The sequence below is a fragment of the Massilibacteroides sp. genome (assembly GCF_028705895.1).
Classification (GTDB): domain Bacteria; phylum Bacteroidota; class Bacteroidia; order Bacteroidales; family Tannerellaceae; genus Massilibacteroides.
On the sequence record NZ_JAQWCQ010000027.1, the window covers coordinates 1 to 16,016 of the forward strand.

Below are 16,016 nucleotides of genomic sequence, written 5' to 3' on the forward strand. Positions count from 1 at the left end.
TGACAAATAGATACTTTTTTCGTCCTTTTACTTACGCGTAAAAAAATGTCCATCCTTGTTTTTTGATTTATAGTACCGTTTTAGACCAATAAATATTGTATTTAGACTAAAACAGCCCGTTTTTTACCGAAAATATAAAGGTTATTTTCTGAAAAATATCCTTTATATTCAAAAAAAGAATAGAATCTTTTTCCAAAAAGAATAGGGAGATTTTATCCATTGCCTTTTTTTGTTCAATTTTGATAATTCAAAAAAACAGGCATGCCGTATCGCGCGTTTTAGGTGTGGTTTTTCGGCGTTTGTTTTTCGGGTACATGTATTGTCGTTTTATTTAATAAAGCGCGTTAAAACAACGCTGTTGAAGCCGACAACAATTTGTCTGAAAATGACAAAATTTGCTATTATTTTGTTTTTTTTTATTTCACTTTTTTATATTTGCTGTCCACGATTTGTTTTAACCTATCGAGGTAATCCCATTAAAAACGACATAATCCAAGTGTAATAACAACCGGGGTTTCGGACTGATCCGGAATAATTAAATTACTACAGACTAATCGCTGAGTAAAGAAGAATTCAGACCTTTTGTTTTATCTTTTAACTGCCGTCAAAAGATGAAACAGAGGATACCCGTTGGCTGAATTAAAATTCAGATAATTTATGGTCAAAGTTTGTTCAAAATCATTTTTCACAAAATGACTAACAGAGCTGTAAAGTAGATAAATATATACTAATTTATCCTCTTAAATCGGTCTTAAATTTATATATTGAAAATCAAGGTGAAAATCGGCGTAAAAATATAAAGGTTATTTTCCCAAAAATAAAGGACATAATTGGAAAAATAACCTTTGAGTCCACTGTGAAAAGTCTATTTTATCAGAAATTAACGCCCTATAGATACTTCAAAGAGGGGGTAAAATTGCAAAAAGGTACTTTTTGCAGTGGGCTCACCTTTATATTTTTTTAGAGCCTGTTTAAATTTTTATTCGTGGCTTATTTCGTTTTATTTTTTGTTTAGTTGTATATCCGTATGAATGAACATAGCGGGCTATGTGATTGAATGCGGAGATGCAGATAAGCAAAAAAGAAGACGAAAGAAGACCGAAACAAGCCCTCAAGAAATATCCTATAAAAATTTAAACAAGCTCTTATTCGTTCTATTAAATTGATTTGACCTTAATGCCGAAGAAAATACTTCGAGGTAATCCTGGTCCATATACATAATTACTATCTCTGTTTTTGCCACTGTCAAAATCAGACTGATAGGCGTTAAAGATGTTTTTTACACCTCCAAAAACTTCGAGTCCTGTATTCAGATTCGGCAATTCAAAGAGATAGGAAACCTTTAGGTTGTTGTCTAAGAAACTCTTTGTGTTAATATATTTATCTTGAGGGGTTTCAGGAGCTCCTCCTGCGTGCATGATAAGCATGGAGCCTGTATATACTCCGCTTAGTGAGGCATTAAATTTCTTATTCGGTGAAAACGTCAATGTGTAATATCCGTATTGGTCGGGGGCTCTAAGATATTTTTTTCTTGCCTCCAGATTTTCAGAATTGATAATCGGATTATCATATTGGCTGTTTTGTAATGTAAATCCTGTTTCCAATTGTATCTGACCATTGTAGTTTCCTCTAAGTTCTAAGGTGAGACCTTTTACTGCTGAACCGGTTGAGTTTATTTTTTCAAAAATATCTCCAAAGTCATCCGATCCGACTTGTTCTAATGCAAATGCTTTGTTTAGTTTCGTATAAAATCCTTCGAATGTAAAACCACAGATAAACATTTCTGTTGCTTTGTCATAGTTGACAGATGCACTGTAGCTATTAGATCGTTCCGGTTTGAGATCTTCCGACAATCGGATACGTGAAACCCCTCCGCCGGCAAATGCAATATGCATATCTGTGTCAAAAGCTTGTGGCGCGCGGAATCCGGATGCCCAAGAAAGTCGGAATTGTGTATTTTTGATTTTATATAAAGCTGAAACACGTGGATTAACAATTAGATTATCTACCATATTATGTTTGTCGGCTCTTGCACCCAACAATAAATTGAGCCCTTTAAACATTTCCCAGTCACTTTGTAAAAAGAAACCTGCATTCTTTGTTGTCTGATCAGTTAGATAAGAATAGGCCGATATTTCATCATAAATATCGTCATACAGATATTCTGCTCCAACAGTAAGTAGATTTGTTCCCGATAGAAAATCCGTTATTTTATGATTAAATTGAGTTCCGAGTTGATATGTTGTGTTGTCGGTATCTCCATATGGCGGGTTCTTGAAATGCTCTTCGTATGCTTCTGTATCTGTTTCGTCCGGCACAATTCCTGTATAATGTTTCCGTTTTGTGTTCTGCGTGGACATGTAAGCGATTAAGGAGTTATTGTCATCAAGAGTCCATTCGTAATCAATCCCTGCTGTAAGAACGTTATGAGTACGTTCTTCCGACTGAAGAGCAAGATGGGCTGCTTTATCAACTATTTCCCCTCCGTAACGATATTCATAAATACTGTTTAAGTTTACCTCTATCTTGTGATTTTCGGAAGGCTTGAAAAATGTTGTCATGCCGAATGTGTTTGCTTTCAATAACGGAAACTCAGAAAAATTGTCCCCGCTTGCATCATACGCCTCACGTTCGCGACGGTTTGCAAAGAATGAGATTCCTGCATTTCTTTTGTTTGATATTATGTTGGCGTTGACACTGATTTGATTGTCATTTGCTTTTCCGTCAATAACAGAATGATTAAGAGAAGCCTCGTATGAATTGCTGTAAGGTATTCTTGTTATAATATTAACCGTACCACCGATAGCAGACGATCCATATAATGCCGAGCCTCCACCGCGAACAATTTCAATCCGGTCAATCATATTGGCCGGAATCTGATCCATTCCATATAACCCCATGACAGAACTGAATACCGGACGACTGTTTATTAGTATTTGTGAATAGGAGCCTCCAAGACCATTCATTCTAAGTTGTGAATAATTACACGTCTGACAATCTGTTTCAACACGTAATCCTGTTGAAAAGCACAACCCTTCAGAAAGAGTATTTGCCTGAATCTTGCCTAATGTATTACCATCGATAACCCCAACAATAACGGGTGAATCCGTAATCCGTTTGGCTGTTTTTGTTCCCGTAACTACAACTTCATTCAGAGAAATGTCATTTTCTTCTAATTCGAAATTTACTTCAACCGTTTTGTTTTTCTGAATAACCACCTTTGTCTGCGCTGTTTTATATCCGATAAATTTAGCCTCTAAAGTGAATGTCCCTTCAGGTAAATCTTTCAAAAAATAATGTCCTGACTCGTCTGTGGTTGTACCTATTTTGGTGTCTTTAATATATATATTGATATATGGAATGTGCTCCCTTGTTTTCTTATCTAAAATATGTCCTATAATATTTGCGTCTGTCCCTCTTTGTTGAGGCTGTGTTGCTCCTGCCTGTGTGTAGAAAAAACACAAGCTGATAAGCATGAAAATATATTTGTTCATGATTGAATATACTATTTGTTGAATCTACCCGTATAGCCTTTCTTTGCCTTTATAAGGCTAAAGGAATACAGATAAATCAAATTGTTTTTTATAAAGAATAAATACGTTTGAGACCGAGTATAATCCCGGTCGTTTTGTGATGATACAATATGTCAGGCTAAAACGGGAGGGGCACGAAGCTGTACAGCTTTGTTGATTTTGCTGATATGAGTATGGAAAACCGGTTCGTTGTTTATTGTTACCGCATACGTAGTATAAGGATTTATCGTATAATCAAATAAACAAGATCCTACCTGTTGAATTGTTGAAAGTTGATGAAGTAATTGTAACTCAGTGCCGGTATGCTCGTGTTCGCTGCCGTCTGCGTTCTTACTGTAAGGGTGGGAGTGAACAATCGTTACACCATTGATGATGTGTACGTGTGTAAACGAAATAATACCACCCATATATAATATAAATAATACAGGTAACGCAAATTTCATATACTTTACGCACTTCTCTTTCATAATTCGATGCAATTTACGATGTTTTTTGAAACTATATGCTTCTAAGTGCTATAAATATGTTTTCCGGCAATGTTTTTAATTAGAAACGATCTTTTTCCGGACTGTATTCAAACCAATGAAAATCGGCTGATGCATTTGATGTTTTCTTTTTCGATGTAGTAAATAAACCAATATATACTCCTGTGAATCCTCCGTTTGTTTCAGAACTCAGATAACGTGTATCCATCTTTCCTATTGGTCTATAGGTCTTATCATCAGTAGAGTAATAAAATGTATAATAGTCGGCACTCCCTTTTATTTGCAGATAAACTTGATTCTCGGGAATGCTGATTTCTGTTTCGATATGTTCCAAACTTCCTAATCGATAACGCAAAACAATACTTTTCTTATTCTTTCCGGTTGCTTCTTTTATGAAGATGTCATAATGCGCCTGATTTGACATAAAAACCGTCAAGCCTGCTTCGTCACCTGCTTTTGAGTTGTTAAGGGACACCGTTGTTTTTGCAGTAAAATTAATATGTTGTTGTCTTCGCCCGATAAATGTAGGAGAACCTATGCTGTCTAATGAAACAATGGTAGGTTTCAGGCATAACGTACCTTTCTTTTGAACCAAAGAATAATTTTCAAAATGCGGATTCCGTAAATAATTCCACTCGGGTCCGATGTTGTTTTCTTCAAAATCGCTTATGCAAGAAGAGGTGTCAATAGGTTTTTGAGGTAAAGTTTCTACATTCATATCTAAAGAAACTGTTCCGTTTCCATTAATAACCGGCCAGGCATTCTTATCCCATCGTACCGGCGCCAGAAAGGTCTCTCTACCTAACAGATGATGTAATCCACTTTGCGGACGAAAGGCTAAAAAAACGACCCACCAGGAACCATTGTGTGCCTGAACAAAATCAACATGACCTGTTCCCTGAATTGGACTCATCTGCGTTTCTACTTTGGTGTGGGTTAGAATCGGATTCGCAGGATTGGATATATAAGGTCCCTCTATTTTTTTGCTTCGCGCAATAGTAACCTGGTGCCCATATTCTGTTCCTCCTTCGGATATAAGCAGATAATACCAGTCCTCCTTTTTATAAATATGAGGAGCCTCAGGGTAACGCCCCCCTGTACCTGTCCATATTGCTTTACTTTCGGATAATTGTTTACCTGTTTTAATGTCTATTTCGCATAAATATATTGTATTATCAGGATTGGATGTCAGATAGCACTTCCCATTTTCAAAATAAAGTGACGGATCAATACCTGGTTGCTCTATCCAGATGGGATCAGACCATTCACCGGTTGGGTCTTTAGTATAAACAAAGAAATTCCCTTTATCTGAAACATTAGTTGTAATCATATAAAATGTTCCGTTGTGGTAACGAATTGTAGGCGCGTAGATTCCCCCTGATACCCCACAATTCTCTAAATTAACTTGTGATGCACGTGTCAGACAATGCCCTATCTGTTTCCAATTGATTAAATCTTTACTATGAAACAACGGTACAGCAGGGAAATATTCGAAACTACTTGTTACTAAATAATAGTCTTCTCCAACTCTGCATATACTGGGGTCGGGATAAAATCCTGGTATAACAGGATTCTTGTAACCTTGCGCAAAAGTTGAAGAATAAAGCGAAAGACTAAATAATCCAATAAAAATTAATTTTAATTGTTTGTTCATTGTGTTTTACTCAGTTATTTTAGATGCAAATATAGCTTTTCAGTTCAAAAAGTCATTGAAATGGTATTGTTTTGCTATTTTGTATCTAAAATATGAATATTATGTGCCTATAATGCAATATCTTCGCAGTTATATTTAGATTTTATGGTTTGTTTTTTTGTAAGGTTGTCAAAAATTAATTTTTTTTAAGATGAAGAAAATTATTCTTTTTATCGGTTCTGTTTTTATGTTCGCTGCTTGTAGCGAAAAACCCGGATATGAAATAGCCGGAAAGGTGTCTGACGCGGCACTGAACGGACAGTATGTATATCTTTATGCATATGGAGATAGAGATGCTGCGCCTTTGGATAGCGCTCTCGTTGAAAATGGCGTATTCTCATTGAAAGGAGTTCAGGAATCTCCGGTATTACGTTCTTTGCGCTTCAGCAGTGAAGTTGTTGAACCAGCTCGTGTTCCTGCCGGCTTAAATGCTCCGTTTTCAGCAACGTTTACCCTGGAAAATGCAAAACTTGCTGTTTCGTTAGACTCTGTATCTGCCGTTACTGGTACTCCGGAAAATGATGCATTGACTGCGTTCCAAAAAGAACTGCAATTGATCAGAGTGGATATGATGTCTTTGTTTGCGGATATGAAGAGCGAAGATGCTGAAGTTGTTAAAGCTGCAGAGGCTAAATATGAAGAATTGTCCGAAAAACGTTCGGCTCTTGCAAAAACATATTTTTCGGGAAATACGACCAAACTGATTGCCGGTAAACTAATCTCTGATTTCCGCTATGATCTTAGCGAAGAAGATCAGAATGAGATTATAGCCAAAGCAGACTCTGTATTTAAAAGTGCTCCGGGCGTAGAACAACTGATCGCTCATTTGGATGTTCTTAAAAAAGTGGCCGTTGGACAAAAGTTTACGGATTTTGAAATGGCAGACGTAAAAGGAGAAGTAAAGAAACTTTCGGATTATGTAGGCAAAGGTAAATATGTCCTGATTGATTTCTGGGCATCCTGGTGTCCTCCTTGTCGTAAAGATATGCCTGAGGTAATTCAGCTATATAATAAGTATAAAGCAAAAGGATTTGATGTTGTTGGTATATCTTTAGATAGCGACAAAGCTGCTTGGGAAAAAGGTATTAAAGACTTAGGTATTCCTTGGACACAATTGTCCGATCTTCAAGGTTGGAAAAACAGTGGTGCTGCTTTGTATGGTGTTAATTCAATACCTCATGTTGTATTAGTTGATAAAGAAGGTGTAATTATCGCTAAGAATTTGCGTGGAGAAGCATTAAGTCAGAAATTGGAAGAATTGTTTAAATAATCATGAAGAAGAAGTTAATCACTCGTATTTTGCTTGTACTGATTGCCTGTACTGTTATTGCAACAATAATTGCTTATTTCGTATATCAGGGAGAGAAGCCTTTACTCGCTTTCTTTATAGCGTGTTGCGGTGCTATATTGGTGGTTAACTTCTCCGTTACATTGTTTTTAATCCGAAAGAACTTCAAAAAATAAAATCCGGAGGATTATAATACTAAATTTTTATTTATAATGAAGAAGAAACATTTTATAGTAGCAGCTGCATTGGCTATGTGTTCAGTTCTTGAGACAATGGCTTGTACCAGCTTTCTGATTGGGAGAAATGCCACGACAGATGGCTCTGTAATGATTAGCTATGCGGCTGATTCCCATGGATTGTATGGCGAATTGTATCGTTGGCCGGCTGCTGTCTGGCCAAAAGGAAGTATGCTTGAAGTGAGGGAGTGGGATACCAATAAGCCATTGGGCTTTATTCCTCAGGTAGAGCATACATATTCTGTGGTAGGTAATATGAATGAACATCAGGTTGCTATTACAGAAAGTACATTCGGCGGACGTCCTGAATTAGTGGATACAACTGGTATAATGGATTATGGAAGCCTTATTTATATTGCTCTGCAACGCTCAAAAACCGCGCGTGAAGCAATACAGGTGATCACAGGACTTGTTGCGGAACACGGCTACTATAGTAGTGGGGAATCTTTTTCAATAGCAGATAAAAATGAAGTCTGGATTATGGAGCTGATCGGTAAGGGCGTTGGAAATAAAGGGGCTGTTTGGGTTGCTATCCGCATTCCGGACGATTGTATTTCTGCTCATGCCAATCAATCACGTATTCAACAAATACCATTTGATGATAAAGAAAATTGTATTTATTCACCGGATGTAGTTTCTTTTGCGCGTGATAAAGGATATTTCAGTGGAAAAGATAAAGATTTTAGTTTTGCGAAGGCTTACTGTCCTTATGATTTCGGAGGCTTACGTGCTTGTGAGGCTCGTGTATGGTCATTCTTTCGTAAGTACGACAAGTCTATGGATAAATACACCGATTTTATCAAAGGTGATGCATCAAAGGAACCAATGCCTCTTTATATCAAACCTGACAGGAAACTTTCTGTGCAAGATGTGCAAAATGGAATGCGCGATCATTACGAGGGAACAGATCTGGACATGACGAAAGATGATGGTGCAGGCCCCTATAAAGTGCCTTATCGTTGGAGACCGATGAATTTTGAGGTAGATGGAAAGAAATATCTGAATGAACGGGCAATAGCAACCCAACAAACAGGTTTTGTTATCGTTCCGCAGATGCGTAACTGGTTGCCGGATCCTGTTGGCGGTGTGCTTTGGTTTGCCGTTGATGATGCGGATATGGCCGTGTTTACGCCAATTTATTGTTCCGTAACTGCTTCTCCGGAATGCTATCGGGTGGGTAATGGAGATATGATGAACTTCTCCTGGACATCTGCTTTCTGGATTCATAACTGGGTCGCTAATATGGCCTACGCGAAATACAGCTTCATGATTAAAGATATCCGTAAGGTACAAGAAGAATTAGAAAATAACTACCAAGCTGTATTGCCCGCAATAGATAAAGCGGCAACAGAATTATATGCTAAAGATCCGGCAGAAGCTGTGAAATTCCTTACCTGGTTTAGTTCTACGAATTCAGATGAGGCAACAGCCCGCTGGAAAAAATTAGGCGAATATCTGATTGTGAAATATATTGACGGGAACGTCAAAAAAGAAGAAAACAGACATTTTAAACAAAACGGATACGGCTTGTCTGCTTATCCGGATTTCCCGGGTTATGATGAAACGTATTACCGTAGCATTGTGAAAAGTGCAGGAGAACGTCTTCGGGTGACTGAATAAAGTGTAGAATAATATTATAGCTGGCTATCATCAGGCTATAATCGGCGTTCGTCTTGGATCTAATTTAAAACCAACGAAGCTGAATTCAAACAAGGCTGAATCATTGAATTGATTCAGCCTTGTTTTATTATAAATGGTATCCCTGACTATGCATTTCTGCTGCAATGAATAATTTATAACTGTCATCATCAAAAGGATAATCCCAGCACCCCATCTGATGATATAACTCTCCTCCGAATCCGCTTTTAAACTTATATAAACCATACATTGGATGTGAAGAATCAGGTCCCGGAGAAACTCCAAACATGTCGTATTGCAAACACCCCCGTGCTTTAGCACGCTGTATTGCCTCCCATTGAAGGGCATAAGTAGGCATGCAATTCCTGTGTTTAGAAGAGGATGCCCCATAAAGATAAGTTCCCCTGTTTCCTGATATAATTAAAAAGATAGCAGCTAAAGGTTCACCGTTTTTCTCTGCCATTAGTAATTCTACAGTAGCGGGGGAGAGGGAATCTTCTGCCTTCGCGTTCAATACAGTCTTGAAATATTCAATATCATTCAAAAACAGTCTGTTTCTTTGTGCCGTTTCTTTGTATAGCTCGTACCATATGTGAAGTTCATCCATGCCCGCCTGTCTGACTGTCACCCCTCGTCTATATGATAAGAGGATATTATAACGGGTTTTAGGCTTCATACGTGCCAGGATTGTTTTCTCTCCGGCTGTCAGATCAATATATATCGTGTTTGAAGGTAATATGTCGGAGTTTGCTCTTCTTAGATTCCAGTTACTTGTATTGTAGTTTAGTCTGAATTCTTGATATTTCTTTTCGGGAGGCCCTACCCAGAGATTGTTTTCATCATAATATTCTGCTGTATCCCAATGCGATTGCCAGGCAAGATCATAACGTACTCCAATACAATTCTTTGGCAAAAACGAACGAACAGTTTCTGAAAGCTCTTCCAGAAACTCACCCTGTAACTCTTCACTCGGTTCTAATTCCGGGCCGTAAGGTACATAAGCAATGCTATAGTCGTCGTTTAATGGCTGTTGCAGGATCAGAAAATCTGCATTTGTAGATGCCTTTTTCTTTTTATCCACAAATACTTCATCATTTCTTACTTTAAAATCAAAGGCACAGGGAATAATGCCTTGATTTGCTTTAACCTCAGCCCAAAAAGCGGTCTGTTGTACAATTGGAGTAAGAGTTACAGCTCTTATTTCTTTTTTTTCAACATCAATAGTCATAGCCGAATTTTGAAAATACGGCCGCGAAGGTAGCCAATAAAAAGAAATAAAGCAATTTAGAGAAAGAATGTATTATTCTTTCTCTCCGTAGGCCAAGTCTCCGGCATCGCCAAGACCGGGAACAATATAAGAATGATCATCTAATTCAGGATCAATAGCGGCGAGCCAGATTGTCGTATTATCAGGCATTCTTTTCGTTAGTAAATCTACAGCTTGCTTGCTGGCAATAATGGAAGCTACGTGAATGTGTGCCGGAGTTCCTTTTGTCAGTAAAGCTTCGTAAGCCAATTCCATGGAACTTCCTGTTGCCAACATCGGATCAGTAATGATTAAAGTCTTATCAGAAATACGTGGAGAGGCAATATATTCGATGTGAATATCAAAATTCAAACGATCTTTATACTTTCTGTAAGCAGAAACAAACGCATTTTGCGCATTGTCTAAATAACTTAGAAAACCTTGATGATAAGGCAAACCGGCACGCAGAATAGTACTGATCACCACCTGATCTTGCGGAATACTCATCGGGGCAATTCCTAAAGGCGAAGAAATGTCTTTTACTTCATAAGCAAATCTCTTACTTATTTCATAAGCCATAATTTCACCAATACGTTCAATATTTCTTCGAAAACGTAAACTGTCAGTTTGAATAGTAACATCCCTAAGTTCAGCAACAAATCTGTTGAGGATAGAGTTTGATTCGCCCAGATTGATAACTTCCATTTATTTTTAACGTGTTTTAGTATATACAACGAAGGCTGTCAATCTTCAATTGATCACAGCCTGGTATTGATAATTAAATTTTGCGTCGAAAATAGAAATTATGTCGCTATCTGACAAATCAATAACAAGAAAAATATATAAAAATAAAAAATGCCGGAATTTTTTTCTTTTCCGGCATAACGTAATTTTAACTGTTTTCTTATTTGTTCATTGCTTCAAGTAAATATTTACCCGGTTTGAATTTAACAGTAGTCCTTGGCTTGATCATAACCGGTTCGCCGGTTTTAGGATTTCTGGCTAAACGTTGAGATTGAGGCCGAGGTATAAAGCTACCAAAACCGATTAATGTAATCTCTTCCTTTTTAGTCATTTGCTCTGTTACAATTTCAATATAGGCATCTAATGCTTTCTTTGCATCTTGCTTTGCTAAGCCACTTTTACTGGCTAACGCTTCAATTAAATCCGCTTTATTCATAATGTTTTGTGAGTTAGTTATTAGCTATACAAATGTAACTTCACAATCTTGTTATACTATGTCTATTTTCGACAGGAATATGAAGTATATGTTCTTATTTTATAAGCCATTTCGTTTTTGTTATCTTATTTTGAAAATGATTCAATATGTTATATTTTTTTGTTTGAAAAATGTGTTTAAAAAAATATGTTTTTAGAGATGTGCTTTTTTCTAACATGAACATATTGCTTATTAATACTATCTTTGTCTTATCAATATAAATGATGATAAGCATGAAGCTTGAACAAAACTATTCCCTTAAGGAACATAATACATTTCATTTGCAGGTTAAAGCTCGTTGGTTTATGGAGTATGAGAATGAAGACGAGTTAATTAAAATACTTCAAGACGAATATTTTCAGGAATCTCAGTCTATTCATATAGGCGGTGGAAGCAATCTTCTTTTTCTCGGCGATTATAATGGCGTGATCTTACATTCCGCTATCAGAGGAATAAAGGTTAAGGAAGAAACGGATACATCTGTTACCTTGCGAATTGGTGCGGCTGAGTTATGGGATGATGTGGTTGCCTATGCTGTAAAAAACGGCTATTCCGGTATCGAAAATCTATCATTGATTCCCGGAGAAACAGGGGCTGCTGCAATTCAGAATATAGGAGCGTACGGTGTTGAAATAAAAGATGTAATAGAATCTGTTGAAGCTTATAATCAATTAGACATTGTTAAGCGGATTTTCTCAAAAGAAGAATGCAAATATGGTTATCGTTCCAGCTTCTTTAAGAATGAACATAATGATCCGTATATTATAACATACGTAGCTATCCGCCTCTCCAAACAACCCTCGTACACTTTAGAATATGGAAATCTGAAAGAAGAGTTATCTGCATACGATGAAATAAATCTAACAAATATACGTGATGCAGTGATCGCTATCCGTAAGAATAAGCTTCCCGATCCGAAAGAGCAAGGAAATGCAGGAAGTTTCTTTATGAATCCGGTAGTCTCCATGACGAAGTATAATCATTTGAAAAGTACGTTTGGTGAATTCCCGCATTATGTTATCTCTGATACGGAAGTTAAGATTCCTGCCGGATGGCTTATTGAACAATGTGGATTTAAAGGTAAAAAGCATGGCACCGTAGGTGTTTATGAAAAACAGGCCTTGGTTCTGGTTAATTTAGGAGAAGCAACAGGAGATGAAATAGCTCTTGCCGCAGAGAGTATTCGTATGGCGGTGGAACAAAAATATGGCATTTCGCTTGTCCCTGAAGTTAAATATGTAGGCTGATGAGAATAACGTTTTTAGGTACAGGAACGTCAACAGGAGTTCCCGAGATAGGTTGTCAGTGTGTGGTTTGCAGGAGTAAAGATAGGCGGGATAAACGATTGCGTTCGTCATTATTTGTAGAAATAGAAAAGAAGAATTTGCTAATAGACTGCGGTCCCGATTTTCGTTGCCAGATGATCCGTAATGATATCTCTCATCTTGACGGAGTACTGATAACACACGAACATTACGATCATGTTGGTGGGCTGGATGATCTGAGACCTTTCTCTCATGATAAAAATATAGATATCTATGCGGAGGACAATGTGCTGAAAGCGATAGAGGATAAAATGCCTTATGTGTTTAATCGACATTGGAACCCTGCTTTACCTCATTTCTCAATGCACTCTATTGCTTTGTTACCGTTTGAAGTGGCAGGAATAAAAGTACAACCGATTCGTGTGATGCATGGTCATTTGCCAATACTTGGATACAGGATAAACAACATGGCTTATTTGACAGATGTGAAGGAATTACCGGAAGAAGAATTTGAGAAATTAGGTGGTCTGGATGTTTTGATTGTAGAAGCACTACGGAAGATACCGCATCCATCTCATGAAACCATTGATGAGGCCTTGGAGATGATCGGCCGCATAGCCCCTAAACAGGCTTTTTTAACGCATATGAGTCACCATGCCGGTTTGCATGCAGATTCCGGTTTATTCTTACCGAAGCATGTTCATTTTGCTTACGATGGATTATCTGTTGAGTTAGTTACCTCCTGATAAAAACAAAAAGAGTGCCTTAAAGGACACTCTCTTGTTTCTTTTTCTGTAAAGGCTTATTATTTCTTTGAATCGTCAAGAGATACTTTACGGAATTCTTTAAGAGCTTTCTCTATTGTTAAAGAAGCTTTTCTTGCGCGTGCACCTGCTGCTTTATTTCCATTTTCTAATTGAGCAGAAGCGTCTTTTGAGAAACTTGCAAACAGTTCGTTCAAATTGTTTAATAATTCATTCATGATCATATGGTTTAAAAAATTTCGACAAAGATAAATTATTTTACATATAAACGTCTCTTATTTAAAACATTTTTTGTTTGAAATGCAGACGGGTTACGAGCTTCACGCAATACCTGAATTTCCTTAGCCACATATTTTTTCTAATATTTCTTTTTCTCCTACAACCCAAACCAGGTCGTTTTCTTCAAATACGATATGAGGATCCGGATTCATGTATGAACCGCTTTCTCTTTCGATTCCGATAATCATACAATTGAATTTTATTCCGATACGAGAATCAACGAGGCTCTGACCGATAAATGGAAAGTCCTTGTTTATCGTGAAAGACTGAAGGCTGATCTCATGATTTTCTTCGGGAATTATGTTTCTGTGACTTTCAATTATTTTGTCGAAATGTTCTATTTGTTCGTCTGTGCCGACTATTGAAAGTATATCGTGGGGATATACATATTGAGAGCTGTCTGGTATGTATATCTTTCTGCTTCCTCTTAGTATTTTTACAATGCTGACCCCGAAATCGTTTCTAATCTTTAATTCTTTCAATGTCTTACCAACATAAGGAGAGTTGGGAGACACTTCAACTTCTGCAATATGAATATTCTTGTTATTCATCTGACTGGTAAAACTGGTTTTAATAGCAGATGCTGTCTTTTTTTGAGCCTCTTCCCGTTCATTCAGATTGGTCATAAAATGTTTCTCCATCTTAGCGTATTGATTAAAACTTCTGCGGAAGAAAAAGATCAGGGCGAGCACAGCTACTGCAGTAATTATTCCCACGCCGTATTGAACATGAAAGAGATTGATCAATACCAATGATACAAAGGTTAAAGCAATGTAAACACGGAATAAAACCAAAAAGACTAAACGTCCATGATTGTATTTGCTATCTTTCCAAAGACTCATAAAGAGTTCCGGCTGATTGCTCTTGTTCGAAATAAGCGCGGTTAAAATAGGAGCCATACATAATATTGTCAATACCGCAGCTGATATCCTTCCCCATATTCCATTGATTTTATCTAAAATAAGAGGAGAAAGGAAATTAATTGAAAATAATAAGATGGCAGATAACAATACAATGTATATAATTATTTTCCCAATGAATTTCTTGACTAATTTTTTCCAATCGCTCTCATGGTTGATTGTTTTGGCACCGGATGCGTAACGCTCGAAAAAGGCTAAAGCGTTATCCGGTAAGATCGTGTATAGCCAGTTTGTGAAAGGTTCTGCTAAACGAATAAAGTAGGGTGTTGTAAAGGTTGTAATAACAGATACGGCTACGATTATCGGGTAAACATAATCTGCCAAAACGTTTAGACTGGCTCCTAACGATGCAATAATAAAGGCAAATTCACCTATCTGAGCCAAGCTGAATCCCGATTGGATAGATGTTTTTAGTGGCTGTCCGGAAATGAAAACACCTAATGTTGAAAAAATGGCTTTTCCGACTATTGTTATAATCGTAATAATAACCACAGGCCAGGCGTATTCCACTAATACAGACGGGTCGACCAGCATCCCTACGGAGACAAAAAATATGGCGCCGAATAAATCTTTGACCGGTTTGATCAGATGCTCAATATGTTCGGCTTCAATAGTTTCAGCTAAGATAGAACCCATAATAAATGCCCCTAATGCTGCTGAAAAACCTGTTTGCGTAGCTAAATAGACCATTCCAAGACACAAGCCTACCACTATGATCAGGAGAGTTTCATCATTCATCATTTTTTTAGCCTTGCGGAAGAATGCCGGAAGTATATAAATACCAATAAGAAACCAAAGAATAAGGAAGAAAACAACTTTTACTACGCTGCCTATTAATTCTTCACCTGCGAATTGTTGCGAAACAGCCATTGTCGATAGAAGTACCATCATTAATATGGCCACCAAATCTTCAACGACTAATGTACCGAAAACGATACCGGTAAATTTTTGATTCCGTAAACCTAAATCATCAAATGCCTTAATGATTATTGTAGTGGAAGACATCGAAAGCATACCGCCAAGAAAGATGCTGTTCATTGCGCTCCAACCTAATAATGTTCCCACAGCATAACCGATTACAAGCATTGAGACGACTTCGGTAGTGGCAGCAATGACGGCTGTTCCTCCAACATTCATCAGCTTTTTAAAACTGAACTCTAAACCCAAAGCAAACAGAAGGAAAATAACACCGATTTCAGCCCATGTGCTTATACTACTTGTATCAACAACTGTAGGGAAAATATCAACATAAGGCCCGGCAAGAAATCCTGCGACAATATATCCTAAGACAAGAGGCTGTTTTAGCCATTTAAAAATGAGAGTTATAATACCGGCTGAAATGAGAATTAATGCAAGGTCAATTACTAAAGCTGGTAAATGTGACATAGGCGATGCAAAATATATTGATTTCAGTGAAAATTCAAATCTAATTTCTCTTTTACAAAAATAA

The 16,016-nt window shown here is 37.3% G+C and carries 13 protein-coding genes; 5 read left to right on the top strand and 8 right to left on the bottom strand.

Annotation, left to right across the window (positions count from 1 at the left end; translation table 11 throughout):
* Positions 1–1,157: 1,157 nt before the first annotated feature.
* From PHT93_RS08300 to PHT93_RS08310, 3 genes are all read right to left on the bottom strand, one after another.
* Positions 1,158–3,494: a TonB-dependent receptor gene (locus PHT93_RS08300; protein WP_300241688.1), complete on the bottom strand. Its 2,337-nt coding sequence runs from the start codon at positions 3,492–3,494 to the stop codon at positions 1,158–1,160.
* Positions 3,495–3,646: 152 nt separating this feature from the next.
* Positions 3,647–4,000 (bottom strand): hypothetical protein, encoded by a 354-nt coding sequence (locus PHT93_RS08305; protein ID WP_300241691.1) that lies wholly within the window; start codon positions 3,998–4,000, stop codon positions 3,647–3,649.
* A 79-nt stretch (positions 4,001–4,079) separates the two neighbouring features.
* A complete protein-coding gene (locus PHT93_RS08310) occupies positions 4,080–5,672 on the bottom strand; it encodes a glycoside hydrolase family 43 protein (protein WP_300241693.1) in 1,593 nt (530 codons plus the stop codon).
* Positions 5,673–5,862: 190 nt separating this feature from the next.
* Here PHT93_RS08310 and PHT93_RS08315 point away from each other — a divergent pair, with 190 nt between their 5' ends.
* From PHT93_RS08315 to PHT93_RS08325, 3 genes are read left to right on the top strand one after another with little or no spacing between them, the layout of a single operon-like run.
* Positions 5,863–6,981, top strand: coding sequence for a TlpA disulfide reductase family protein (locus tag PHT93_RS08315; protein WP_300241695.1), 1,119 nt, complete (start codon positions 5,863–5,865; stop codon positions 6,979–6,981).
* A 2-nt stretch (positions 6,982–6,983) separates the two neighbouring features.
* Complete coding sequence (locus PHT93_RS08320; RefSeq protein WP_300241697.1) at positions 6,984–7,175, top strand: hypothetical protein; 192 nt, start codon at positions 6,984–6,986, stop codon at positions 7,173–7,175.
* A gap of 36 nt (positions 7,176–7,211) precedes the next feature.
* On the top strand, positions 7,212–8,855 hold the full coding sequence (locus PHT93_RS08325; RefSeq protein WP_300241699.1) for a C69 family dipeptidase: 1,644 nt from the start codon (positions 7,212–7,214) through the stop codon (positions 8,853–8,855).
* A 127-nt stretch (positions 8,856–8,982) separates the two neighbouring features.
* Here PHT93_RS08325 and PHT93_RS08330 read toward each other — a convergent pair whose 3' ends face one another.
* From PHT93_RS08330 to PHT93_RS08340, 3 genes are all read right to left on the bottom strand, one after another.
* Positions 8,983–10,101 carry a peptidoglycan bridge formation glycyltransferase FemA/FemB family protein gene (locus PHT93_RS08330; RefSeq protein WP_300241702.1) on the bottom strand — a complete coding sequence of 373 codons (1,119 nt, stop codon included), beginning with the start codon at positions 10,099–10,101 and terminating at the stop codon, positions 8,983–8,985.
* Positions 10,102–10,173: 72 nt separating this feature from the next.
* The gene (gene upp / locus PHT93_RS08335) at positions 10,174–10,824 is read right to left on the bottom strand and encodes a uracil phosphoribosyltransferase (protein ID WP_300241704.1); all 651 of its coding nucleotides are present in this window, start codon (positions 10,822–10,824) and stop codon (positions 10,174–10,176) included.
* A gap of 199 nt (positions 10,825–11,023) precedes the next feature.
* Positions 11,024–11,299 (bottom strand): HU family DNA-binding protein, encoded by a 276-nt coding sequence (locus PHT93_RS08340; RefSeq protein ID WP_300241707.1) that lies wholly within the window; start codon positions 11,297–11,299, stop codon positions 11,024–11,026.
* Between the two features lie 272 nt (positions 11,300–11,571).
* Here PHT93_RS08340 and murB point away from each other — a divergent pair, with 272 nt between their 5' ends.
* Both murB and PHT93_RS08350 read left to right on the top strand, forming a co-directional pair.
* A complete protein-coding gene (gene murB, locus PHT93_RS08345; protein WP_300241710.1) occupies positions 11,572–12,585 on the top strand; it encodes a UDP-N-acetylmuramate dehydrogenase in 1,014 nt (337 codons plus the stop codon).
* Positions 12,585–13,349: an MBL fold metallo-hydrolase gene (locus PHT93_RS08350; protein WP_300241713.1), complete on the top strand. Its 765-nt coding sequence runs from the start codon at positions 12,585–12,587 to the stop codon at positions 13,347–13,349. The genes murB and PHT93_RS08350 overlap by 1 nt, the downstream gene beginning before the upstream one ends.
* A gap of 59 nt (positions 13,350–13,408) precedes the next feature.
* Here PHT93_RS08350 and PHT93_RS08355 read toward each other — a convergent pair whose 3' ends face one another.
* Together PHT93_RS08355 and PHT93_RS08360 are read right to left on the bottom strand one after the other, a co-directional pair.
* Positions 13,409–13,585, bottom strand: coding sequence for a histone H1 (locus PHT93_RS08355; protein WP_300241716.1), 177 nt, complete (start codon positions 13,583–13,585; stop codon positions 13,409–13,411).
* Between the two features lie 123 nt (positions 13,586–13,708).
* Complete coding sequence (locus tag PHT93_RS08360; RefSeq protein ID WP_300241718.1) at positions 13,709–15,952, bottom strand: cation:proton antiporter; 2,244 nt, start codon at positions 15,950–15,952, stop codon at positions 13,709–13,711.
* Positions 15,953–16,016: the final 64 nt, after the last annotated feature.